At 64.7% G+C, this 24,686-nt stretch carries 18 protein-coding genes and 1 other RNA gene; 12 read left to right on the forward strand and 7 right to left on the reverse strand.

The annotated features are described in order from the left end of the window. From ABW22_RS17600 to ABW22_RS04830, 4 genes are all read right to left on the reverse strand, one after another. The coding region (locus ABW22_RS17600; protein WP_237763230.1) for a protoglobin domain-containing protein at positions 1-691 on the reverse strand (691 nt) is incomplete at its 3' end. 187 nt (positions 692-878) lie between these two features. Then, positions 879-2,117 (reverse strand): GIY-YIG nuclease family protein, encoded by a 1,239-nt coding sequence (locus ABW22_RS04815; protein ID WP_059752523.1) that lies wholly within the window; start codon positions 2,115-2,117, stop codon positions 879-881. A 186-nt stretch (positions 2,118-2,303) separates the two neighbouring features. Then, positions 2,304-2,873: an NADPH-dependent FMN reductase gene (locus ABW22_RS04825; protein ID WP_059752529.1), complete on the reverse strand. Its 570-nt coding sequence runs from the start codon at positions 2,871-2,873 to the stop codon at positions 2,304-2,306. 82 nt (positions 2,874-2,955) lie between these two features. Further along, positions 2,956-3,654, reverse strand: a complete 699-nt coding sequence (locus ABW22_RS04830) for a pirin family protein (protein ID WP_059752533.1) — start codon at positions 3,652-3,654, stop codon at positions 2,956-2,958. 106 nt (positions 3,655-3,760) lie between these two features. On the opposite strand from ABW22_RS04830, the gene ABW22_RS04835 reads away from it, so the two are divergent. The 6 genes from ABW22_RS04835 to ABW22_RS18250 all read left to right on the forward strand — a co-directional run bounded on the left by ABW22_RS04835 (position 3,761) and on the right by ABW22_RS18250 (position 11,828). Next, a complete protein-coding gene (locus tag ABW22_RS04835) occupies positions 3,761-4,666 on the forward strand; it encodes a LysR substrate-binding domain-containing protein (RefSeq protein WP_059752536.1) in 906 nt (301 codons plus the stop codon). A 246-nt stretch (positions 4,667-4,912) separates the two neighbouring features. Next, positions 4,913-5,314, forward strand: coding sequence for an RNA-binding S4 domain-containing protein (locus tag ABW22_RS04840; protein WP_059752538.1), 402 nt, complete (start codon positions 4,913-4,915; stop codon positions 5,312-5,314). 79 nt (positions 5,315-5,393) lie between these two features. Continuing rightward, positions 5,394-9,221, forward strand: coding sequence for a YhdP family protein (locus ABW22_RS04845; protein ID WP_059752542.1), 3,828 nt, complete (start codon positions 5,394-5,396; stop codon positions 9,219-9,221). Positions 9,222-9,237: 16 nt separating this feature from the next. Further along, positions 9,238-10,185 carry a carbon-nitrogen hydrolase family protein gene (locus ABW22_RS04850; RefSeq protein ID WP_059752545.1) on the forward strand — a complete coding sequence of 316 codons (948 nt, stop codon included), beginning with the start codon at positions 9,238-9,240 and terminating at the stop codon, positions 10,183-10,185. 30 nt (positions 10,186-10,215) lie between these two features. Beyond that, the gene (gene tldD, locus ABW22_RS04855; protein ID WP_059752547.1) at positions 10,216-11,688 is read left to right on the forward strand and encodes a metalloprotease TldD; all 1,473 of its coding nucleotides are present in this window, start codon (positions 10,216-10,218) and stop codon (positions 11,686-11,688) included. A gap of 14 nt (positions 11,689-11,702) precedes the next feature. Next, positions 11,703-11,828 (forward strand): hypothetical protein, encoded by a 126-nt coding sequence (locus tag ABW22_RS18250; RefSeq protein WP_269083896.1) that lies wholly within the window; start codon positions 11,703-11,705, stop codon positions 11,826-11,828. A gap of 531 nt (positions 11,829-12,359) precedes the next feature. On the opposite strand, the gene ABW22_RS04860 is transcribed toward ABW22_RS18250, so the two are convergent. The 3 genes from ABW22_RS04860 to ABW22_RS04870 all read right to left on the reverse strand — a co-directional run bounded on the left by ABW22_RS04860 (position 12,360) and on the right by ABW22_RS04870 (position 18,437). Beyond that, the gene (locus ABW22_RS04860) at positions 12,360-13,568 is read right to left on the reverse strand and encodes a porin family protein (RefSeq protein WP_059752550.1); all 1,209 of its coding nucleotides are present in this window, start codon (positions 13,566-13,568) and stop codon (positions 12,360-12,362) included. A 1-nt stretch (position 13,569) separates the two neighbouring features. Next, positions 13,570-14,511 carry a transferrin-binding protein-like solute binding protein gene (locus ABW22_RS04865; protein ID WP_157648550.1) on the reverse strand — a complete coding sequence of 314 codons (942 nt, stop codon included), beginning with the start codon at positions 14,509-14,511 and terminating at the stop codon, positions 13,570-13,572. A 230-nt stretch (positions 14,512-14,741) separates the two neighbouring features. Then, positions 14,742-18,437, reverse strand: a complete 3,696-nt coding sequence (locus ABW22_RS04870; RefSeq protein ID WP_059752556.1) for a DUF1631 family protein — start codon at positions 18,435-18,437, stop codon at positions 14,742-14,744. 299 nt (positions 18,438-18,736) lie between these two features. Here ABW22_RS04870 and ABW22_RS04875 point away from each other — a divergent pair, with 299 nt between their 5' ends. The 6 genes from ABW22_RS04875 (at position 18,737) to purB (ending at position 24,600) form a co-directional block, all read left to right on the forward strand. Further along, positions 18,737-19,813, forward strand: coding sequence for a 3-deoxy-7-phosphoheptulonate synthase (locus ABW22_RS04875; protein ID WP_059752559.1), 1,077 nt, complete (start codon positions 18,737-18,739; stop codon positions 19,811-19,813). A gap of 49 nt (positions 19,814-19,862) precedes the next feature. After that, positions 19,863-19,959: signal recognition particle sRNA small type (gene ffs, locus ABW22_RS04880), an RNA gene on the forward strand. Between the two features lie 124 nt (positions 19,960-20,083). Then, on the forward strand, positions 20,084-21,850 hold the full coding sequence (dnaX, locus tag ABW22_RS04885) for a DNA polymerase III subunit gamma/tau (protein WP_059752561.1): 1,767 nt from the start codon (positions 20,084-20,086) through the stop codon (positions 21,848-21,850). Continuing rightward, on the forward strand, positions 21,847-22,173 hold the full coding sequence (locus ABW22_RS04890; protein WP_059752564.1) for a YbaB/EbfC family nucleoid-associated protein: 327 nt from the start codon (positions 21,847-21,849) through the stop codon (positions 22,171-22,173). The genes dnaX and ABW22_RS04890 overlap by 4 nt, the downstream gene beginning before the upstream one ends. Positions 22,174-22,176: 3 nt before the next feature. After that, complete coding sequence (gene recR / locus ABW22_RS04895) at positions 22,177-22,770, forward strand: recombination mediator RecR (RefSeq protein ID WP_059752566.1); 594 nt, start codon at positions 22,177-22,179, stop codon at positions 22,768-22,770. Positions 22,771-23,229: 459 nt separating this feature from the next. Beyond that, complete coding sequence (gene purB / locus ABW22_RS04900) at positions 23,230-24,600, forward strand: adenylosuccinate lyase (protein WP_059752569.1); 1,371 nt, start codon at positions 23,230-23,232, stop codon at positions 24,598-24,600. Positions 24,601-24,686: the final 86 nt, after the last annotated feature.

Raw genomic sequence — 24,686 nt, forward strand, 5'->3', positions numbered from 1 at the left:
GCACCTCCATCAGGTAGCGGCCGTGCACGGCCTTCCCGGTGAGTTCGAACCGTTCCAGGAAAACCCGATTGGCGGACAAAACGGTGAGATTGGGCGAGAGCACCAACAGTCCGTCGGGAATGCTGGTGAATACGATGTTGGCATACTCCTTCAGCGCCAGGATGGTTTGCCGGTCGGCCTGGATATAGGTGTCGATGGCGAGTCCCATGTCCAGCAGAACGATCTTGATCAGCGCCTGGCAGGTGGCGACAAACGCCTCGGGGTCTTTTCCGAGCCGCTGCCAGAGTTCGGGAAGCAACCCCGACAGGTACTTGCTGTAGGCGCCCAGATACCATTCCGGCGCCAGGCCGACGCGCTGGTGGACTACGCCGACTCGCAGGCGGTGGTGGATATACTCGGGGCCGTAGTCCCCCGCGGTCAGGCTGTCGAAGTACGCCGCCTGGGTGCGCTTCAAACGTTCCAGCGTTTGCGCGTCGGGCAACAGCGCCCGTGTTTCCTCGAAGGCCAGGAGATGGGTGTAAAAGGCATTGGCAAAATCCGGCGCCAGGGTCCGCAGGGCTTCGTGCAGCGTTCGCAACCGCGCAACGTCGTCATCGGTGAATTCCAGAAAGGCCTTGCGCCGGACGACGGCGGCATCGTCCAGTCCAAGCGCCCGCACCACGGCCTCGACGGTCTCATCCAGAGGCTTCATGCTCCCGGACCTCGCCGTAAACCAGGAAAGGGAGATGAAACTGCCGGCTTGCTTGCTTGCGCAAGATTTCTTCCATATCACGCCACTGAACCTTAGGGTTGTTCTTGTTCATTTTTTGTGCCCGAAATCGGTTCGGGTCGTGTACCGGATTGGTGTGCATGATATATCGGCGGGTTGCGCACTTCCTTTAAGGACTCATGCGGTTACATGGCGGGGACACGCCGAAGGTCTCACAAAATACCCGGTACAACTCCCGCTCCACCACGCGCCAGTCTGCACTGATCAGGCGAAACCGCACCCGCGCGGCGCCGTCGGCCACGTGGCGATACAGCAGCGCATTATCGCTGCTGCCTCGCAGGTGATCGCTGAGGCGCTTGCGCAAATCACCGGCCGATCCGATGTAGACCACGCCGTGCGGCACGACCGGCATACTTTTCCCCGGCCAGTCCTTTTCTTCACCGGGGCGGAAAGTGAAAGCCGTCCGGATTTCATACACGCCGGAATGGGCCGGAACCGCGGTGCGCAGCGCCTGAGCGGTCAGCGGCACCAGGACGGAAAACCCCTCGGTAGCGGCCAGGTAATCCGTGCGCTGGCTGCGGCGCCTGTAATCGGGAATCGCCAGATCATGCCGGATGTTTGCCACTGTGCGCCGCGACAAGCGGATGCCATGTTCCCGCTTAAGGATGGCAGCGACGGCCTCGTCCGTCAGCGGCCCCTGCAATAACCCTTCTGACATCCATGTTTTTTCTATTTTTATCAGGTAATCCACGAAATGGCAATGAACTTGCCGCGGCTTCGGGAACAGGGTGTTTAACGGCGCCGCTTTCCCGTTTGCCAGCGCAATCGACAATCCACGCACCAGCCGGGAGATCCGGCCCGGATCCGCTACCACGGAAAGATTCGATTCCGACCGCAGGCGGGTGGAAATCTCCGCCTGGGTCAAGGGCAGGAGCGACAGGGCCTGCCCGGAACGCAGATACGCTGCCTGCGCTGCCAGCACCGCCTGTACCAGCGCATGGGTGAGCCGGTTCCGGGTATTGATGAGGCGCAGCCTGCGCAACGTCCCTGCGAAATCTCCGGGGGTTTCTTCACGTGCCATCAGGCGGTTCATCCCCTCTTCATCATCGAACCGGTACTCACGCGCATAGCTGTCGCGGTGGTAAAGGAACACCAGGTCCTGGCTCGCCTCGTGAACTTCTCCCAGGATCAGGGATGCTTTGGTTTGGGGGATGTCGGCCGCATCATGCGCCACCCGTGCGCCTTCCAGTCGGCCCACGGTGACCCAGGGGCGTAGCGCGTTAAACCCGGTGGATGACTCCGCCTGGATCACGAGGCGGTCGAAAGCCCGTAGCGGCAACGCCAGAAAACGGGCGAGCATGATTTTGCCGAGCAGTGCGGCGTCGATCTTGTTGTTGTTGTGCTGCAAGTGCTGTTCACCGACAAAATGTTTTGGGTTCTTCTTCCGCTAAGCCTGCGGAGAGACGGGATGACCGATGGCTCGGAAATGGTTGTCTATGCGGGTTTCCGGGACTCCGGCAAGGGTGGCTTTCTGGAATGCTTCGCGGAGGCCAGCCTGCCCATGCAGTCCGGGCGGCCTGACCGGCGCATTCCGTTATGCCCGCTTTAGGGCGGCGGTGGTGTTCACCAGTTCCAGCACCAGATCATGCAGCCGCGCCGGCGATTTCAACGCGCCGCTTTCCTCGTCAAATGCCTTGTCGGCGCCGGGCAACGAGAACTGGCCGGGCAGCACCAGTACGCCGAGCGTGTTCAGGATCTGCCGCAGGTGCGGCAGCATGCGCATGCCGCCGAACTGGCCCGGTGAGGCCGCCATGAGGGCGGCGACCTTGTTCTGATACGGCATCAGCCCCGATTCGCCCTGCCATTCGCGCGACACCCAGTCGAGCGTGTTCTTCAGCAGCGGCGGAATCGAGCTGTTGTATTCCGGGCTGGCGATCAGCAGGGCGTCGTGATCCTTGAACAGCGCTTTCAGGCGCAGCGCGTTGTCGGGCAGGCCGTCGCGGTCTTCGAGGTCGCCGTTGTAGAGCGGCAGCGGATAATCCGCCAGGTCGATCAGGGTGACGTCGCCGCCCGCGGCGCGGGTGGCGTCAACGGCCACCTGGATCAGCTTGCGGTTCCAGGCATCGCGGCGAATGCTGCCGGGAAAAGCGAGAATCTTGGGCATGGCGTGTCCTTGTGTCAAAAAGGGGGGGGATTGTATCGGTCTTCCGTCCGCGGGGCGGAAGACCAGCCGGTTTCATGGGGGATCAGGGGAGATCAAAGCAGATTACTTCGCTGGCTTCCAGTGCCTCGATGTCGACGGCGGATTCGAAGCGGACCGCCACGGCATCTCCGGCGTCCAGCGGCAATCTCTGCACCTTGACCCGGCCGGTCGCCACCTGCAGCCAGGCGCGTCGCCCCGGCGCGAGCGTCAGGGTGGCGCGGTCGCCGGCCGCCAGTCGCCCGGCGTGGATCGCGGCGTCCTGGTGGATCGTCACCGAGCCGTCGCGGCCGTCGCGCGAGGCGATCAACTGCAGCCGGCCCTGCAGGCTGTCGGGAGCAAAGGCAATTTGTTCATAGCCCGGCTCCAGCCCATACGCATCCGGCTCGATCCAGATTTGCAGCAAATGCACCGGTTCGGTCGCCGACGCGTTGAACTCGCTGTGGGCGATGCCGTGCCCGGCGCGCATGCGCTGCACCTCGCCGGGGCGGATCACGCCGCCGTTGCCGAGCGAGTCCTGGTGTTCGAGCGCGCCTGCGAGCACCCAGGTGACGATTTCCATGTCCTGGTGGCTGTGGGTGGGGAAGCCGCCGCCAGGTGAGATGCGGTCTTCGTTGATCACACGCAGCGGGCCGAACCCCAACCAGGCGGGGTCGTGGTAGCTGGCGAACGAAAAGCTGTGGAAGCTGTCTAGCCAGCCATGGTGGGCGTGGCCGCGTTCGGCTGATTTGCGCACGATAAGCATGGGGGTCTCCTTTGGGTTGCATGTTCAGTCGTTGTAGTCAATATAAACGTGGCTTCTGTCGAGTAAAACCGGCACAATTCGACCAACTCGTTCAATTTTTCAGAACATGCCGCTCACCCTGGACGCGCTGACCATTCTTGACGCCATCGAACGCAAGGGTTCGTTTGCCCGTGCCGCCGAAGAACTGGCGCGTGCGCCGTCGAGCCTGACCTACGCGGTGCAGCATATCGAGGCCGGCCTCGATGTGCTGTTGTTCGACCGCTCCGGCCACCGCGCGCGTTTCACCCCGGCCGGCCGCGTGTTGCTGGAGGAAGGCCGTGCGCTGCTGGCCGCGGCCAACGCGCTGGTGCACAAAACCCGTCAGGTTGCGGGCGGCTGGGAGACGAGTTTTACGATCGCGGTCGAGGGCATCTTGCCGGTTGCGCTGCTGTTGCCGCTGCTCGACGCGTTTTATCAGTTGGACCAGGCCACCGAGGTCAAGCTGCGCCACGAAGTGCTGGCGGGCGGTTGGGACGCGCTCGCCGCCGGCCGCGCCGACCTGGTGATCGCCGGCGGCGACGCGCCTGCCGGCGGCGGCATCCGCACCCGCGCGCTGGGCCGCATCGAATTCGTGTTCTGCGTGGCGCCGCAGCATCCGCTGGCGCGCGCAAAAAAGCCACTCAGCCAGACCGACATCGCGGCCCACCGCGCGGTGGTAATCGCCGACACGGCGCGCAACCTGCCGCTGCGCAGTGCGGGCTGGCTGCAGCAGCAGCCGCGCCTGACGGTGGCCGATTTGCCGAGCAAGCTCGCCGCCCAGCAGGCCGGACTGGGGGTGGGGTCGTTGCCGCGCTGGCTGGCCGACCGCGAAGTGGCCGCCGGTCGGTTGGCGGCGTGCGAGTGGGCCGGCGGCAATCCACATGAAACCCTGCACCTGGCTTGGCGCAGCGGCGAAGCGGGGCGGGCGTTGGAATGGTGGACGCGGGCGCTGTCGCAGCCCGGTGTGTTGGCGGAGGTGCTCGATGCCGACTGAGAGAGCCATGCCTAATAAAAGGCTATGTCACTGTTGGTTGTTGAAGTCATGTCTTGCCTCCTCTGATGAAGCCCCTACCCTTCGGCATCCCGCAGGCGCCCCTGTAGGAGCGGCTTCAGCCGCTCCTACAGGGGCGTGCTGTTGTAGGAGGTCCGCCCCCGGGCCGATGCCGTGGAGGTTGCGACGGTGCGTAATTCGGGGCGAGGGCGCCCCGCCCACAGCGCTGGCCAACACCAACAAATAACGATGAAAGAGCCTAATAAAACCCTGCTCGATAAAATGCGGCTCGACAAGTGGCTGTGGGCGGCGCGCTTTTTCAAGACACGCAGCCTGGCCACCCAGGCCATCGAGCAGGGCCGCGTGAATCTCGCCGGCGAGCGCGTCAAGCCGGCGCGCGAGGTCAGGCCGGGCGACCGGCTGAATCTTCATGTCGGCGATTCCGACTGGACCATCACGGTGCGTGCGCTGTCGATGCAGCGCGGTCCGGCGCCGGTGGCGCAAGCGCTGTATGAAGAAGACGCCGCCAGCCACGCGCGCCGCCAGCAGCAAGTGAGCGAACGCGAGCTGGCCGCCAGCCCGGCCGCCGCGATCAAGGGCCGCCCCACCAAGCGCGACCGGCGCCTGATTCACCGCTTCACCGACGAATGAGGCGCATCAATTTCCTGCCGGATTCCGCCGCAAGGCGCGGGCAAGCGCATAGAATCGTGGCATCCGCGAGCCCTCTTTCATGACTGTTTCTTCAGCGCTTTCTGTGTTCCCGCGCCGCGCCGCGCGCTGGCTGGCAGCCCTAGCTGCGCTTGCCGTGCTGGGCTTAGCAACCGCCGCGGCGCTGATGTTTTTCTGGGTGTTGCCGAATATCGCCGATCACCGCGACACGGTGGCCAGCCTGATGTCGCGCGCGCTGGGCCAGCAGGTGACGCTGGAGGCAGTGTCGGGGGTGTGGCAGCAGGCGCGTCCCGAATTCCGCCTGCAGGGGGTGCGCCTGTACGACCCACAGAGTCGTCCGGCACTTTACCTGCCCGAACTCAAGGCCGCGTTTGCCTGGCGTTCGCTGCTGTTTCTGGAGCCGCGTTTCAACCGCATCGAGTTGCAGGGGCTGACACTCGGGGTGCGGCGCGCGCGCGACGGACATTTTTACGTCGGCAGCATTCCGATCAATCCGGCCGACCCCGACAGCCGGTTTTCCAGCTGGCTGCTGCGGCAGGGGCGGGTGCATGTCGGCAACGCCACGCTCACCTGGCAGGACGAGGTGCGCAATGCGCCGCCGCTGATTCTGACCGCGGTCGATTTCACCCTGACCAATGCGCGCCGCACCCATCGCCTGCAATTGCATGCCGTTCCGCCGGCCAGCCTGGCCCAGCCGCTGACGATCGACGCGAAACTGAGCGCACGCGATGCGGACGACCTCAAGACCTGGAACGGCAGCATCGACGCAAGCATGGCGCAGCTGTCCTTTTCGCAACTGGGCGCCTGGCTGGCCCTGCCGTATCAGCCCCGGCAGGGCCAGGGCACGCTGAACATGCGGCTCGAGGTGGCGCGCGGTGCGCTGGCCGGGGTGGTCGCGGGCCTGGATCTGCGCGCGATTGAAACTGTCCTGGGTGATGGCCTGCCTGCGCTGAAACTGGCGCAGGTACAAGGCCAGGCCATGTGGCAGCGCGACCCTGACGGTCAGCGCGTGGCGTTTGAAAACCTGCGTGTGGCGCGGCCGGGTGCAGCCCTGGGCGCACCGTTCAATGCGGGCCTGGCCTGGAACGCCACGTCGCGTGAATTCACGGCACAGGCGCTCAACCTGAGCGGTTGGCAATCGATATTGCCGAGCCTGCCGATGGATGCGGCCTTGCGTGCGCGCCTGCATACCCTGCAACCGCAAGGGCGCTTCGATGTATTGCGGTTCCGCTGGCGCGGCGCGCAGCCGGGGCTGGATAACTTCAATATTGCAGCCCGCTTCAGCGGCCTGGGCGTGACGGCGGCCGGCAATCAGCCCGGTCTGGCCAACCTCTCCGGGCGCATTGAAGGGGACGCGCGCGCAGGCGTGTTCGAGATCGATTCGAAACAACTGGGGCTCAGTCTGCCCGGCCTGTTCCGCGAGCCGTCTTTCGGCTTCGACAGCGTGCAGGCGCGCGGCAGTTGGAAAAAAACGCCGCGTGGACGCCGCCTGACGCTGGCCGACATGGCATTCGCCAATCAGGACATGGCAGGTACGGCCAAGGGCCACTACGAGCTGATCGCCGGCCAGCCCGGCGTCATTGACCTGAGCGCGCATCTGAACCGTGCCGAGGGCACCGCGGTGTACCGCTACTTCCCGAAAAAAATCGGCGATGACACGGTCAACTGGGTGAGGCGGGCCGTCGTGGCCGGGCACTCCGACAATGTGCGGCTGGACCTCAAGGGCGATCTGACGCAGTTCCCGTTCGAGCAGGGCAACGGCGTATTTCGCGTTGATGTGCAGGCCAGGGATGCCGTAATCGACTACGTGCCGGGCTGGCCGCGCATCGAGGGCATCCAGGGGCGCGTGCTGTTCCAGGGCAAGACGATGGAGGTGACCTCCAGCCAGGCGCGGATTTACGGGGTGGCGCTGGGGCCGGTCAAGGCCGTCATTCCGGACCTGATCCATCACGAAGAGCAGCTGCATATCGACGGCGAGGCCAACGGCCCCATCCAGGATTTCATCCGCTTTGCCAATGTCAGCCCAGTCGGCGAGCGGCTGCGCGGTTTCACCCGTGACGTGGACGGCAGCGGCCCGATGACACTCGCCCTGCAGCTGCAGGTGCCGCTGCGCCACAGCCACGACACTACGCTGACCGGCCGGCTGTCGTTTCTGGGCGATACCCTGCTTCCGCCCGGCCTGCCACGGCTCGACCAGGTGCGCGGCGACATTGAGTTCACGCACGACAGCCTGACTGCGAAGAACATGACAGCGCAGTTTCTTGGCGGCCCCTTGCGCATCGACACCGTCACCCGCGATGGCCAGGTGCAGATTCTGGCGCAGGGGCGCGCCACCGCCGCGGGCATGACGCCCTGGCTCGGCGGGGAATGGGGCAAGCGCGTGTCGGGGGAGGCCGCATGGCGCGGCCAGATTGACCTGCAGCCGGCGGGCGAACGCATTCGTGTGGAATCTGATCTCGTCGGGCTGACGTCCAGCCTGCCCGCGCCGCTGGCGAAGGCCGCCGCGCAGCCGCTGCCGCTGCGGGTGATCCGCCAGCCGCAGGGCGATGGCCTGCTGCATGACGTGCGGCTGGGCCAAACCGTCAGCGCAGTGTGGCGCAGCAACGCGACAGACGGCTTCGACCGCGGCGAAATCCGCTTTGGCGGGGATGCGGAAATGCCGGATGAGCCCGGCCTGCGCCTGGCCGGCAGCGGACGCGGCCTGGATATTTCGGGCTGGGCGGCGGCGCTGCCCAAGGGCAAAGGCCGGGCGACCCTGCCGCTTTCATCCATGGATATCGGTTTTGACGCACTTGACCTGATGGGACGTCGCTATCGGGATGTGCGCCTGCAGGGACGCAGCCGCAACGGCCTGTTGCGCACCCAGGTGACCGGGCACGAACTGAACGGCGTGCTGACCTATCGCCCGGCCGGGGCATACGATTCCACAGGGGCTTCAGCCCGTAGTGGATCGGAGTCCTTTAGGGAGCTGCCCGCTCGCGTATCGGCACAGTTCAGGCAGCTGACCATTCCGCCCCCGGCACCCGCCGTCGGCACGGCGGACGGCATCAACATGAAGGCCGTGGATTTCCCGGCGCTGGATCTGACGGTGGAGGACTTTCGTCTGGAGGAACGATCGCTGGGACGCCTGGAAATGACGACGCGCGGCTCGCCGCAGGGGATGGTGATCGACAGCCTGCTGCTCACGCATCCCGATAGCGTGTTCCGCATGAGTGGCCTCTGGCACGACGGCGCGCAGAGCGAAACCCGCGCCGAGCTGAATCTGAACGTGCTGGATGCGGGCAAGTTTCTGAGCCGTTTTGGTTATCCCGACGCGCTCAAACGCGGCACTGCGGAGGTCCAGGGCAACGCCACCTGGATCGGCACGCCCGCCGATTTCGCGTTCGACACGCTGGCCGGGAAGCTCGACTTCAAGGCCCGCGGCGGGCAGTTTCTCAAGATCAACCCCGGTGCCGGCAAGCTGCTCGGCGTGTTGAGCCTGCAATCGCTGCCGCGCCGGTTGAACTTCGATTTCCGTGATATCTTCAATCAAGGCTATGCCTTCGACGATATCGGCGCCACCCTGCGCATTGCGCGCGGCGTGGTCTACAGCGATGACTTCCGGATGCGCGGGCCGGCCGCCAAGGTCAACATGTCCGGGCTTGCCGACCTCAATCAGGAATCCGTGCAGCTGCGGGTGAAAGTGATCCCGAAATTGTCCGAAGGCTTGGCCGTGGCCGGTGCCTTGATCGGCGGCCCATTGGCCGGGATTGGTGCGCTGGCCGCGCAAAAACTGCTGCGTGACCCGTTCGAGGAAGCCATTAGCCAGGAATACATGGTGACCGGGGCGTGGCAGGAACCCGATGTCAAGAAACTGACCCAATCTGAAACCTCGGTATCTGAACCGTGATCGTGGAATCTGTTACATGACGACAAAAAAACCCGTAAAAACGACCGTGGCACGCTCCAAGGGCGCGCAAGTCAAGAAACCCGCACTGCAGGCGGGCACCGTGCGCGTGGCGGCGATCCAGATGGCATCCGGCCCCAACGTGCCGGCCAACCTGGCCGAAGCCGAACGGCTTATCGAGCTGGCGGTCGATGGGGGCGCACGCCTGATCGTGCTGCCGGAATTTTTCTGCATCATGGGGCTGAAAGACGCCGACGTGGTGAAGGCGCGCGAGGCCGAAGGCCACGGTCCGATCCAGACGTTTTTGTCGCGCATGGCGAAGAAACACCACATCTGGCTGGTCGGCGGCTCGGTGCCGCTGGAGGCCAGCGTGGCGAACAAGGTGCGCAACAGCTGCCTGGTGTACGACGAGCGCGGCAAGCTGGTGGCGCGCTACGACAAGATCCATTTGTTCGGGCTCGACCTCGGCAACGAGCGCTATCAGGAAGCCCGGCTGATCGAGCCGGGCGACAAGGTCGTGATCATCAACAGCCCGTTCGGCCGCATCGGCCTGTCGATCTGCTATGACCTGCGTTTCCCCGAGTTGTACCGCGCCATGCCCGACGTCGACATCATCGTGGTGCCGTCGGCGTTCACCGCCACCACCGGGCGCGCGCATTTCGAAACCCTGATTCGCGCGCGTGCGATCGAAAACCTCGCCTATGTGATCGCCCCGGCGCAGGGCGGCTACCATCTGTCGGGCCGCGAAACCCACGGCGACAGCATGATCGTCGACCCCTGGGGCGTGGTGCTCGACCGCCTGCCGCGCGGTTCCGGCGTGGTCATCGCCAACATCAACCCGGCCTACCAGGCCAGCCTCAGGAAGAGCCTGCCCGCGCGCCAGCACCGCTTCATCCAGTGCCAGCAGATTGCGGTCGAAGTGGTCGAGCGCCGGGTGCCGGCCAAGCGCGAGCCCGCCGCCAAATAACGCAGTGCCAAAATCATTCAGGACCTCGCCATGAACCCCACCGACGCCTTCGTACCCATTCAAACCGCCGAACAGCTGTTTCATTCCGCCGAAGCCACACTGCTGACGCCAAACGGCCTTGACGCCGACAAGCTCGCGCCGGTCTTTTCCCGCTTGATGGCGCATGACGTCGACTACGCCGACCTGTATTTCCAGTATTCGCGCTCCGAAGGCTGGAGCCTGGAAGAAGGCCAGGTCAAATCCGGCAGCTTCAACATCGACCAGGGCGTCGGCGTGCGTGCGATCTCGGGCGAGAAAACCGCGTTTGCCTATTCCGATGACATCAGCCTCGACGCCCTGGGCGCCGCCGCCGATGCCACCCGCGCGATCGCGCGCGCCGGGCAGAACCGCAGCTTCGGTGTGGTGCAGCGCGGCGAAGGCCGCCAGCTGTACCACGCGGTCGACCCGCTCGCGAGTTTGCAGGACGCCGACAAGGTCGCGCTGCTGGAACGGCTGGAGAAAAAGGCGCGCGCCATGGACCCGCGCGTGACCCAGGTGATGGCGAGTCTGGCCTCCGAATATGAAGTGATCTTCATCGCCCGTTCCGACGGCCACCTGGCCGCCGACGTGCGCCCGCTGGTGCGCCTGTCGCTGCAGGTCATCGCCGAGCAGGACGGTCGTCGCGAACAGGGTTCCGGCGGCGGCGGCGGTCGTTTCGACTACAGCTATTTCACCGACGACATCCTGGAAATCTATGCGCGCCAGGCGGTGCACCAGGCCATGGTCAACCTCGACGCGCGCCCCGCGCCCGCCGGCACCATGACCGTCGTCCTCGGCGCCGGCTGGCCCGGCATCCTGCTGCACGAAGCGATCGGCCACGGCCTCGAAGGCGACTTCAACCGCAAGGGCAGCTCGGCATTTGCCGGCCGCATCGGCGAACGTGTGGCAGCCCCCGGCGTGACGGTGATCGACGACGGCACCATCCCGTTGCGCCGCGGTTCGCTCAACGTCGACGACGAAGGCAACCCCACCCAGCGCACCGTGCTGATCGAAGACGGCATCCTCACCGGCTACATGCAGGACATGATGAACGCGCGCCTGATGGGCATGCCGATCACCGGCAACGCACGGCGCGAATCCTTCGCGCATCTGACCATGCCGCGCATGACCAACACACTCATGCTGAACGGCGACAAGGACCCCCACGAAATCATCGCCTCGGTGAAGAACGGCCTCTACGCCGTCAATTTCGGCGGTGGTCAGGTCGACATCACCAGCGGCAAATTCGTCTTCTCCGCCGCCGAGGCCTACATGATTGAAGACGGCAAGATCACCTATCCGGTGAAAGGCGCCACCCTCATCGGCAACGGCCCCGAAGTGCTGACCCGCGTCTCCATGATCGGCAACGACATGGAAATGGATTCAGGTGTGGGGACGTGCGGCAAGGAAGGCCAGAGCGTGCCAGTCGGCGTGGGGCAGCCGACGCTGCGGATTGACGGCTTGACGGTGGGCGGGACGGCGTAAGGTTTTAGCCGGCCATGTTTGAGATCGCCGGCGCAATCACGGTGGTCGAAACCATCGCCGAAGGTTCGGGCATTCGGGAACGTCCCCGGCTTGAAAAGATTTACGACAAAGGCAACTGGCGCGTAGGTTGGGCTGAATGAAATGAAGCCCAAATGCAAACCTTCTGCATAGACTGGTGATCACTAAAGCTGTTGGGCTTTGCAGCCCAACCTACGCGGATTCAGGCCGTGCAGTCATCGCTGTCCTGGTTTTGCTTTCTCCCCTTACAGCCCCGCCGAGAATCGAGCCTGCCGGGCGGATCAGTGGCGAAGGTGTTTGAGTCCCGCCCACAAAAAACCAATTTAAAACAGCAGGGCGGGGCGAGTTCTTCGCCGCCCGTCCGGCAGGCTCGATTCTCGGGAATTCGGGGATGTTGGGGTCGCCTTCTTTTGGTTACTTTTCTTGGCGAGACAAGAAAAGTGACTAGCTGCCGGGCTACCCCCGGCCAACGACCCTCAGTCGTGCTTCGCGCTCAGTTCAACTGGTTTGCTTCGCTGCGCTCGCAATGACAGGCCAGACGATCGAGCGGCTTCGGCGCCCCAATCAAATACCCCGCACCCAATTCATTCCACTCCGCAGGCTTGGCCCGCATCCCGGCAGCTGACGTTGAGGATTAACGCGTCTCTCTGCGGTCAGCTTTCGAGCTGGAAGCGCAGTCCCAGCTTGCTGAAGCTGAAGAAGTCCAGCGTCGAGTCGGTTCTTTCATAGACCACGCCGATCTGCGGTCGATAGCCTCGGATGCGCAGCGAAGGCCGCAGCAGGTCCAGGCTTACCGTGAAACGCGTGTCCTGGCGCCGGTCTCCAAAAAACGGATCGATCCCATCGTACTTGCGAACGCCGGCAGCGCCATACAGCGTGAATCGCGTATCCCAGGTGTCGGACGGCCAGACCACCGAGCCGCCGAGGCTGCCGCCGCGGTAGGAATAAGCTGCTTCGCCGGCTTTTGCCCGTTCCAGCGTGGCCTCGTTGCTGAAGGCCAGACCGAGTGCCGGCGGGTAGGCCAGCTTGCCGACCAGGAACAGGTTGTCGGAATCCAGGTGCGGCATCTGCAGCACCTGCAGCCTGCCGACCTTCAACTCGCCCAGCAGGCGGTAGCCGTCCGACGGCGCCATGGCGGCCAGCGCGCCCACGTAGGGAAAACGGTAGAGGGTGCGCCCATCCAGCCGGGCCCCTTCGAAGCCTGCCTTGGCCTTGAGCCATGGCAGGCCCGGTACCGCCCGCGCCAGACCAAAGTCGCCGTTCAGCCGGTCGAACGTTCCACCCGGAAAATCGGAATAGGAGGCGGTGAAGAAGGCCGTGGTCCGGTGTTTTTCGTCCAGCGGCCGATAGCCGCGCACCGACAGCCTGACGCCGGTGACATGGCGGTTGTCCTCGGGCGGCACCACGGTCAGCGACTGGCCGCCGATCATCACTTCGCGGCTGTTGGTGAAGTTGCGCGGATTCGAGTCGCTGACCACGCCGACGGAAAACTTGACGTAGCCCGTAGCCATGTCGATCTCGTCGAGGTAGACGCGGATGTTCTCGGCCACCCGCCAGGGCAGTTCCGGGCGCGCCAGCACTTCACGAAACAACTGTTCGGAACGCTCGTAATCCTGCAACAGGTACAGCGCGCGGGCGAGTTCCAGCTTGACCCGCGGGCTGCCGGTCTCGGCAAGCAGCGGCTCGAAAATCGCCACCGCTCGCATCGGATTGCCCGCATGCAAGGCTTCGACGCCGAGGAGAAAGCGTGCCTGATAGGTGGCGCCCTGGTCGGGCTGCATGCCGGCCGGCGCTTCCTCGGCCAGCACGGGGCAAGTCAGCAGCGCCGCAACGCAGGCCAGCACCGCACTGAATCGCCGCATGTCAGGGTGTCTGTTTGGCGCCGTATGCACCCGCATAGGTCTCGACGCCGCTCCCTTGCAGGAGGAACACGCCGCCCAGTTCCTCGGCATTCGGGCCATAGAACTGGCCGGTTGAATTGCCCGCCAGTCCGCCGACAGAGTTTACCGATCCAGTAAAGCTGTTTGTGCCTGCAGCAATGGTCAGGGCGCCGTTCAGATTCAGGTCGGGTTTCGAGGTAAAAACAACCCAGTCTGATGAGGTTTGGGTGTTGTTCGTCTTGAAGGTCAAAGACCGGGCCGTGCCAAAATCGGCGATTACCGTCAGGTCTGCAAAGACGGTCGTGCCCGCGCCAGCCGTGTTGACGTAGCTGCCGGTGGTATAGCCGGTAAAGGTGGCTGTGCCACTGTCCGGAATGGCCGTCCCGGCGGTGTTCCCCACGCTCATGGCGCCAAAGGTCCTGCTGGTTGTACCCAGACCGGTTTCCCAAACGCCGAAAGTCTGGTATTCCCAGCCAAGGTCAATGGGTTTGGCCGTGACCGCCACGCTGGTTGAATTCCTGGCACCCACGAATTGAGGAGATGCTCCCGGGGTCAACGTCAAGTTAGTGAAGGTGGCGCCATCGGCTTTATCGAGGACCACCAGGGTGGGGGCGGGGGTCGTCAGGGCCAACCGGCTTAACTCGAGAGCCGAATCGAACGTCAAATAGGCGCTGTAACCGTCCGCCACGCCCGAAGGTGTGATTGCAATAAACTGCCCGCCAGACGCCGTTCCCGTGACTTCCTGGCCTAGGCCATCGGCCTTGTAGTTCACGCCGGGCTGCACAGCGCTCCATTTTGTGAATGCCGTAGTGGCGATGGGTGTGGGGGCGGGCGTGGGTGCGCTACCGCCCCCGCCTCCGCCGCAGGCGGACAGAATCAATGAAACGCTGAGTAATGCAGTGCGCTTGCCGGCTACTGTTTTCATGACGCCCACCCTTCTATGTTGGAACTTCATTATGGACAAAAATCCATGATTTGACGCCTGTCGACGTCGCCGGGCTGCGCACCTGCTGGTTCGCCGATGCGACCAGGCGCCGGACCTGATTGCAGCGGGCTCGGGGTCGAGGCTGAAACCCAATCGTAGGCGAATGCCACGCACAGTTCAGTGCGCTGGCGAACATAGAGACGATTTACGCGGGGAATGGCCAAACCGCCTCATCCCAAACGCGCCAACGGCTGCGGTTCCCCGATGAGATAGCCCTGAACGCAGTCTACGCCCATTTCGCTGAGCTTAGCCTGGGTCTCGGCATCCTCGACACACCCCGCCACTGTCTTGATTCCAAGGAAACTTCCGGTCTCCAGAATCGACCGCACCAGCGCCTCGTCGATCATGCTGGTGCCGATCTCGCGCACCAGCGCGTGGTCGATTTTCAGGTAATCCAGCTTCATGCTCTTCAGGCGGGTGTAGGAGCTGGTGCCGATGCCGAACTCGTCGAGGGTGAAGCGGCAGCCGTGGCGCTGCAGCTGGCGCATGAACAGCTGCGTCTGGGCGTGGCCTTCGACGGCGTCGGCTTCGCTGATCTCGAATATGAGCTTGTCGCCGGGGATGTCGCCGCGCGCGAGCTCGCCCAGCAGGAGTTTCAGGAACAGCGGGTTGGTGACCGACTGGCCCGACAGCTTGATCGAGAAACCGCCGAGCCGGGTGACCAGATCGACATGGCCGCGCATCCACTGCAGGACGTGGCGGACCACCCAGCGGTCGATTTCGGCGACGCGTTGCAGGCGCTCGGCGATGCCGATCAGGTCCCGCGTGGCAATGCCGCGCCCGGCGTGGGCGGTCGGGTGCAGCAGCACTTCGTAATACAGCGGGGTGTGCGCAGCGTCGGACGCGGCGACCACCGGCTGGCAATTGAGACTGAGCTGATTGTTGGCGAGGATGGCGGTTAGCTCGTGCGCCCATTGCGCCAGTGCCAGCACGCCGCTGGCGTCGCCTTCGCCACCGTATTGCACGACGGGGATGCCGGATTCGCGCGCGCGGGCGCAGGCGGCGTTGGCGTTGTCGTAATAGGCCTCCGGGCTGAGGCAATCGCTTGCCCACATCAGGCCGGCGGCCGCCTGCACGCGGTAGCGGGTGCCGTTGATTTCCTGCGGATGGGCGGCGATGGCTTGCAGCAGCGCATCGGCCTGTGCCTGGGCGGCAGCACTGTCGGCCGCTTCGACCCAGAATGCAAGGCCGGATTCGCCGGCGCGCGCCAGCAGCGCGTTGGGCGGCAGCTGCGCGGGCAGCAGCCGGGCGAATTCGCGCAGGATGGGGGGGCGGATTTCGACGCCTGCCGTGTCGCCTGCGGGGTTGCTGATGTCGAGCTGGATCACGCCGATGGCGTAGCCGCCGTCCGTTGCCGGGCTACGCAGCCAGTTGCGGCGGATGGCGCGGAAGAAGCTCTTGCGGTTGGCCAGTCCGGTGGCGGGGTCGTGCGAGGCCTGCCACAGCAGGTCGCGCTGCATTTTCTGGATCATTGCGCTGTAGGAACGATCCATCAGCGGCAGCTCCAGGTCTTCGGTCCATTGCGCTGTGCCATCTTCCAGCGACTGCAGCAGGTCGGCGCGCTTGAGGTCGAGCTTCTTGATGCCGCGGTAGTTGGCGAACACGTACACCGGCGGCTGGTCGCCGATCCAGATCAGGTTGAGCGGGGTGTCGGGCGACTTGAACTGCAGCCAGTCGCCGACGCGCAGGCGCTCCGCCAGGTCGTCCTGCGCCTCTGAGAGGGGTTCGCTGGCGGCGTCGTTAAGGCGGGCGGCGATCGAGGTGTGCTGGTGTTGCGATTTGTCTTCGTCGAACAGCGCCGTGGCGAGCTGGTCGACGATGCGGTCCTGCGCGAATTTGTCGGCGCATACCCGGGTGAGCGCCTGGTCGATGCGCTGCAGCAGGGTCTGGATTTCGGCGGCGCTGGGCGGCTCGTCGTGCTCCGGCTCCAGCCACGTGCATAGCTGCTGCAGCACCTGCCAGGCCGCGCGCGCTTCGTCGCTGTCGGCACCGTGGCGCAGCTCGGCCATCAGCAGCACATTGCGCCAGCCGCCGTTCAACAGTTCGATCACGGCATTGGGCACCGCACGCTCGTCCATCCGCGCCAGCAGTTCGCGCAGGATGCGCTGCTTGGCGACTTCCGCGCCCTGGCGGCCTTCGCACATTTCCTGCAGGCGAGACACGCGTGCGGCGCGCTCGTTCAACAGCGGCTTGACCACGCGTTCGAGCTGGGTGCGCGCTTCTTCGAACACGCCCGGATTCTTGTCGGCTTCGGCATTGATGCGGTCGGTCCAGCGGCTCATCAGCCGCAGCAGGCGCGCATCGGTGATCTTGCCGTCGTCGCCCGCCACCATGCTGATGCGGTCGAGCGTGTTCAGCACCTTGTGCGCCGGGTGGGCGGGCGAACTCAGGAACTGCGGGTCGGCCATCGCCAGCTTGATGAGGCTGGTTTCGAGTTGCTGGAAGAACGGCCGCATCCCCTCGCTGACCGATTTCTCGGCGTGCATGGTGTCGAACAGCGCGCCGAACAGGTCGACCGAGCGCTGCATGTCCTGGGTGACGGTGGGCGGCAGCGCGCCGGCGGCGGCCAGGCGCTGCAGCACCGGCGAGTGTGCCACGCCGGGCGCGCCCGTCATCATGCCTTGGCCACCAGCCCCTGCTGTTGCACCCTGGGGGGCATGGCCCGGCAGGGTGTTGCCGGATGCGGCGCGGGCGGACGTTGCGCCCATCGGCGCCGAGGCCGGCTGGCCTCGGAAAAAGTCCAGCAGCGAGCCGGTCAGGCGGCCGAGGGCGCCCTGCGGCGCAGCCGCTTCAACCTGCGCCGGCGCAGCCGCAACGGGCGCGGCGTGCTGCGGCTGCGCTGTCACGCTGGGTTGCTGGCGTTCGGCCTCGGCCTGCGAGACGGGCAGCAGCGCGAGCAGCTCGGCATACAAGGGGGCGAGCTGGTCGGACAACACGTCGCGCAGCGTGGCATAAGCCACCTGGCGCGCGCGTCCCAGCACCGGTACATCCTGCAATGCGCTGCGGTAGGCGTGGCTGATGACGGCGGGGCCGAACGGGTTGTTGCGGTGGTCGCAGGCGAAGCCGAACAACTGGCCGATGCGCGGCTCGATGTCGGCGAGCTGCTCGCGGAATTGCTCGTCCAGTTTGTTCACCTCGGACGCGGTGGCGAGCCAGTCCTCGAAATCCAGTTCGTCGACCAGCGCCAGTCCGCCGTCCAGGGTGTCGCGGGTGGCCTGGGTTTGCACCGGCCGTGCCTGCTTCAGTGCATCCAGCACCTGCTGCGCAAAGCGGGTTTGCACGGTTGCCGCGTGCTGGCCGAATTCGTGCATGGCACTCAGCAGTCCGCTGTGTTCGGCAATGCCGGAAGCGTGCTGGGCGGCCGCACTCAGCTTGTCGTTCAGCATGCGCATCACCTGGTCGTGCGCCTGGAGCAGGGTTTCATTCAACAGCGTGGTGCTGGCTTCGCGCAGATGCGGGTGCGCCCTGGCGGTGGGCAGGGCGGCCAGTTTTTGACGGTGTTCGGCCATGCGCAGTTTTTGCAGCGCCCGCAAGGCGTCGATTGGCTGGCGGATGAATACGACGCCGACCCCGAGCGGGCTCAGGCGCTTGAGCTGCGCGGGCACGCGGAAGGTCTGGGTGGCGTTGATCGACACCGGGGTGAAAACGATTTCCACCTCGGCGTCGGCGCGCTTGGCCAGCGCGGCGATCGCCGCTTCCGGGTTGGTGAATTTGAGAAACAGCCCGCCGAAACAGAAATCGCGGATTTCGCAGGCAATTTCGGTATGCCCCGGCTGCGTGATGATGGCCGCCTGCGAGACCTGGAAGCGCTTGTCGCGCCGCATTTCCTGATCGGGGTGCTGATTGTCTGTCGCCTTCGCCATCATTTCCACACTGCTTCCTTTTATTGATTTGTCCCGCTTATGCAGTAAACGACGCGGCTGCGGTGTCTGTGCACGGCGTAAATCCCGCCGGTGTAAAAGCACTTGGCGTGCTCCGCCCGGTTTTGGTAGACTGCTACGCATGATTCGTGCCGAAATGTTCTTTTTTTGCCGCTTTTATCCCACGCCGCAGGCGGTCGGGAGGCGCTGAGACGAGCAGCAACGCCTTAACGAAACCGCCAGCCCGCTGGCGGTTTTTTTGTTTAAGCCGCAGCGGATCAAAGCAAACCATACGGAGCCTGAAAATGCCTGCCACCCGAACCGACGACACCCGCATCGAGCAAAGCGGCGAACTGCTCGCCCCGATGCAGATCATGCGCGAGCTGCGCGCCAACGAAACCGTACTGGCGCATGTCGCGCACGCGCGCAGCGCCATACACGACGTGCTGCGCGGGGCGGACGACCGCATGTTCCTCATCGTCGGCCCGTGCTCCATCCACGATCCGGCCGCCGCGCTCGATTACGCGAAGAAGCTGAAGCCGCTGGCAGACGAGCTGGCGCACGAGCTCATCATCGTGATGCGGGTGTATTTCGAGAAGCCGCGCACCACCGTGGGCTGGAAGGGGCTGATCAACGACCCGCATCTGGACGAGAGCTTCGACATCAACGAGGGGCTGCGCCTGGCGCGCAAACTGCTGCTGGAAATCAACGAAATCGGCCTGCCCTGCGCGACCGAATTCCTCGACCTGATCTCGCCGCAATACATCGCCGACCTGGTGGGCTGGGGCGCCATCGGCGCGCGGACGACCGAGTCACCGTCGCACCGCCAGCTGGCCTCGGGGCTGTCGTGCCCGGTGGGGTTCAAGAACGGCACCGACGGCAGCCTCAGAATCGCGGTCGAGGCGATCAAGGCGGCGGCGGCGCGCCACCATTTCATCTCGATCACCAAGTCGGGACATGTCGGCGTGTTCAGCACCTCCGGCAACGAGGACGCCCACGTCATCCTGCGCGGCGGCAAGGCGCCCAACTACGATGCGGCGAGCATCAACCAGGCCTGCGGCGAGCTGGCCGCGGCCGGGCTGCGCCAGCAGCTGATGATCGACTTCTCGCACGCCAATTCGAGCAAGCAGTACCAGCGCCAGCTCGACGTGGGTGCCGACGTCGCCGCACAGGTGGCGGGCGGCGACGCCCGCATCATCGGCGCGATGATCGAAAGCCATCTCAGCCCAGGGCGCCAGGACCTGGTTCCCGGCCAGCCGCTGGAATACGGCAAGTCGATCACCGACGCCTGCATCGGCTGGGACGACACCATTCCTCTGCTGCATGTGCTGGCCGGCGCGGTAAAAAAACGCCGCCTGGCCGTGCCGGCGGACGAGGAATAAGCGCGCTTGTGGACGCGAATTTATGAAACATCCGGGTTAAAATGCACGCGGCGGGTCTCCCCGCATGGCTAAGTCGTGAATCGGGTCAGATCCGGAAGGAAGCAGCCACAGCGACTGATGCCAGTGCCGGGGTAAGGCTCGCCACTTTTCCAGGATTCAGGGGTCAGGATTCAGGGATCAGGGTGTGACGGACTTGCCCGTGCGAACCGTTAGCGAAATGGCTTTCCCTTGACCCCTGAATCCTGACCCCTGACCCCTAGCCCCACAAACATGACTGATCTCCTCGGCGACGCTGCATCCCCCGCTCTTGCGCTGGCGCGCAAGTGGCGACCGCGCGTGTTTGCCGACCTCAAGGGGCAGGAACATGTGGTGCAGGCGCTCTCCAACGCGCTGACCCAGGGGCGGTTGCATCACGCCTATCTGCTGACCGGCACGCGCGGGGTGGGCAAGACCACGCTGGCGCGCATTCTCGCCAAATGCCTCAACTGCGAAACCGGCGTGACCAGCACGCCCTGCGGCGTGTGCTCCGCCTGCACCCAGATCGATGCCGGGCGCTTCGTCGACCTGCTCGAACTCGACGCAGCGTCGAACACCGGCGTCGACAACATGCGCGAGGTGCTCGACAACGCGCAGTACGCGCCGACGGTGGGACGCTACAAGGTCTACATCATCGACGAAGTGCACATGCTGTCGAAGCCGGCGTTCAACTCCATGCTGAAGACGCTGGAAGAGCCGCCCGCCCATGTGAAATTCATCCTCGCCACTACCGATCCGCAGAAGATTCCGGTGACGGTGCTCTCGCGCTGCCTGCAGTTCAACCTGAAGCCGATGCCGCCCGCGCTGGTGGCGCAGCATCTGGGCGAGGTGCTGGCGCAGGAAAACGTCGACGCCGAACCGGCCGCGCTGAACCTGCTGGCGCGCGCCGCCGCCGGCAGCATGCGCGATGCGCTGTCGCTGACCGACCAGGCCATCGCCTATGGCAGCGGCCGCATCGAGGCGGCCGCTGTCGAGACCATGCTCGGCACAGTGCGGCGCGACTATCTGTTCGATCTGCTCGACGCGCTGGCGGCCCGCAACGGCGATGATCTGCTGGAACAGGCGCGCACGCTTGCCGAGCGCGGCATCGCCTTCGACGCCGCGTTGCAGGACCTGGGCAGCCTGCTCACCCAACTGGCCTTGCTGCTGCACGCGCCTCGGGCGATTGAAGCCAGCGCCGACGCCGAGCGCATGCAGGCGGCCGCCGAACAGCTGGATGTCGAAACCGTGCAGCTGTACTACCAGATCGCGCTGAACGGCCGCCGTGATCTGCCGTATGCGCCGGACGAGTTTTCCGGCTTCTGCATGACGCTGCTGCGCATGCTGGCTTTCGTGCCGGGTTCGCAGAACAGTGCGCCTGGTTCCATCCCGCTTCGCGGGGCTTCAGCACGTAGTGGATCGAGGTCCTTGAGGGCGGAGTCGGCGCTGACGGCGCCCGCCAGGCGTGCCGAGCCGGCCCTGCCTGCCGCCGCGCCCGTGGCCGTCGTGCCCCCTGTCCCGGTCCCGGTCCCGGTCCCGGTCCCGGCCGCTGCGCCGGATGCGGAACTGGTGGCCCCCGAGCCAGCCGCGCCCCCCGCCGCAGAACTGGTGGCCCGCGAATCCACGCCGCATGCGGCCTGGGACTGGCTCACCGTCGTCGGCGAGCTGCGCCTCGGCGGCATGGCCAAAATGCTCGCCGACCATTGCGAGCTGGTGTCGCAGGCGGGCGACGCCGTGACGCTGCGCGTGGGCGAAGCGCACAAGCATCTGCTCGACCTCGCCTATCAGGACAAGCTGATCGCGGCACTGCGCGACAAGTACGGGGCAACGCTCGTCGTGACGATCGAGATCGGCGCCGCGGCGGACAAGACGCCGCAGCAGGTGCGCACCCGCATCAAGCAAGCGCGGCAGGCCGAGGCCGTGGTCGCCATCGAATCGGATCCATTCGTGCGCGAGTTGGTCGACCAGTTAGGCGGCCAGCTCGACGCCACTTCCATACAACCATTAGGAGAAAACCCATGATGAAGGGCGGCATTGGCAACATGATGAAGCAGGTCCAGCAGGTACAGGAAAATATGGCCAAGATGCAGGCCAAGCTGGCCGATATCGAAATCGAGGGGCAGAGCGGCGCCGGCATGGTCAAGGTGGTGATGACCTGCAAGTACGACGTGCGCCGCATCACCATCGACCCCAGCCTGATGACGGACGACCGCGAAATGCTGGAGGGCCTGGTGGCCGCGGCGGTGAACGATGCGGTGCGCAAGGTCGAATCCACGGTGCAGGAAAAGATGGGCAGCGTCACCGCCGGCCTGCCGATTCCGCCGGGGATGAAAATGCCGTTCTGAGCCATGCAACCTGCCGCGCTGGAAAATCTGATTGGCGCCCTGCGCGTGCTGCCCGGGGTCGGCCCCAAGTCGGCCGGGCGCATGGCGTATCATCTGCTGCAGCGCGACCGCCGCGGTGCCGAGCAGCTCGCCGCGGCACTCAACCATGCGCTGACCCATCTGCACCACTGCCGCCTGTGCAATAATTTTTCCGAGGCGGAAGTGTGCGAGGTTTGCACCAGCTCGCGTCGCGACAAGCGGCAGCTGGCGGTGGTCGAAATGCCCACCGACTTCAACATGATGGAAGCCACGCAGAGCTACAACGGTTTGTATTTTGTGCTGATGGGGCGCCTCTCCCCGCTCGATGGCATTGGTCCGCGCGAGATTCATCTCGACCGCCTGATCAATCGTGCGACGGACGGCGTGGTCGAGGAAGTGATCCTGGCGACCAACTTCACCCCGGAAGGCGAGGCCACCGCGCACACCATCGGCGAACTGCTGAAAGCGCGCGGCATCAGGGTCAGCCGCCTGGCGCGCGGGGTGCCGGTGGGCGGCGAACTGGAATATGTGGACAGCGGTACGCTGGCGCAGGCCGTGCGTGATCGGCGCACCGTTTAACCTGGAGAAGGGCAGTTGAACCACAGAGGCACAGAGGCACAGAGAGACCCATTAAACCCTTGTGTTGTCTTGAATCTGGCTTTCGTCCAAGAGGTGAATGCGCAGCGTGCTGCAACATATTGTTTTTGGCTATGTCACTGTTAGTTGTTGAAGTCATGTCTTGTCCCCTCTGATGAGGTGCCTATCCCTCGGCCTCCCACAGGGGTCTGCTGTTGTAGGAGCCCCCGCGAGGAGGAGGCCGTGGAGGCTGCGACGGCGCGCAAATCGGGGCGAGGGCGCCTCTCCTACAGCGCTGGCCAACACCAACAAATAACGATGAAAGAGCCTTGTTTTTTCTCTGTGTCCCAAGGGATACCGTCCCTGCGGGACATATCTCTGTGCCTCTGTGGTGAAGATTTTAGGGTTACGCAGCGTGACGCGCACCGTTTAACTGAATGAACAATCAAACCGGATGACACGATGGAACTCAACGCACTGACCGCCCTTTCTCCGCTCGATGGCCGCTACGGCAGCAAGACCGCGCCGTTGCGCGACTTCTTCAGCGAGTATGCGCTGATCAGATACCGAGTCATCGTCGAAATCGAGTGGCTGAAGGCGCTGGCAGCCGAACCTGCAATTGCCGAAGTGCCGGCGTTTTCCGCCGATGCGGTCGCGCTGCTCGACCGCATTGCCGACACCTTTTCGGTGGCGGACGCCGAGCGCATCAAAACCATCGAGGCGACCACCAATCACGATGTGAAAGCGGTCGAGTATTTCCTCAAGGAAAAGACCCAGGACAGTGCCGAGATCGCGGCGGTGTCCGAGTTCATCCACTTCGCCTGCACCTCGGAAGACATCAACAACCTGTCGCATGCCTTGATGTTGAAGGGCGCACGCGACGCCATCCTGCTGCCCGCGCTGGAAAAACTGATCGTTCGGCTGACCGAACTGGCGCACGCGCTGGCCGATTTGCCGATGCTGTCGCGCACCCATGGCCAGCCCGCCTCGCCCACCACGGTCGGCAAGGAACTCGCCAACGTCGTTTACCGCCTGCGCCGCAGCTATATCGCCATCGGCGATATCGAACTGCTGGGCAAGATCAACGGTGCGGTCGGCAACTACAACGCGCATCTGTCGGCCTATCCCGAGATCGACTGGGAACACTTTGCGCGCGCGTTCGTGATGGAGCTGGGGCTCACCTTCAACCCCTACACCATCCAGATCGAGCCGCACGACGCCATGGCCGAACTGTACGACGCCATCGCGCGCACCAACACCATCCTCATCGATTTGAACCGCGACCTCTGGGGCTACATCTCGGTCGGCTACTTCAAGCAGAAGGTGAAGGCGGGCGAGGTCGGGTCTTCCACCATGCCGCATAAGGTCAACCCGATCGATTTCGAGAACAGCGAGGGCAACCTGGGGCTGGCCAACGCGGTGCTGCGGCATCTCGCCGAAAAGCTGCCGGTCTCGCGCTGGCAGCGCGACCTTACCGATTCCACCGTGCTCAGGAACATGGGCGTCGGCTTCGGCTACAGCCTCTTGGCCTACGAATCCTGCCTGCGCGGCCTGTCCAAGCTGGAGGCCAACCCGGCCGTGCTGGCGGCGGATCTCGACGCCAATTGGGAAGTGCTGGCCGAACCGATCCAGACCGTGATGCGGCGCTACGGTGTCGCCAACCCCTACGAGCAGTTGAAGGAGCTCACGCGCGGCAAGGCCGGCATGACGCGCGAGATCCTGCATCTGTTCATCGACGGCCTGGCGATACCCGACCCCGAAAAGGCCCGCCTGAAGACCCTGACCCCGGGCTCCTATACCGGGATGGCGGCCGAACTGGCCAGGCAGATCTAAGAAAGCGCTGATTAATTCGATATGGCCGTCATTGCGAGCGAAGCGCGGCAATCCAGCGTATTGATTAAGCGGGCATTTCTGGATTG

Source organism: Thiobacillus denitrificans, assembly GCF_001530125.1.
In the GTDB taxonomy this organism is placed as follows: domain Bacteria; phylum Pseudomonadota; class Gammaproteobacteria; order Burkholderiales; family Thiobacillaceae; genus Thiobacillus; species Thiobacillus denitrificans_C.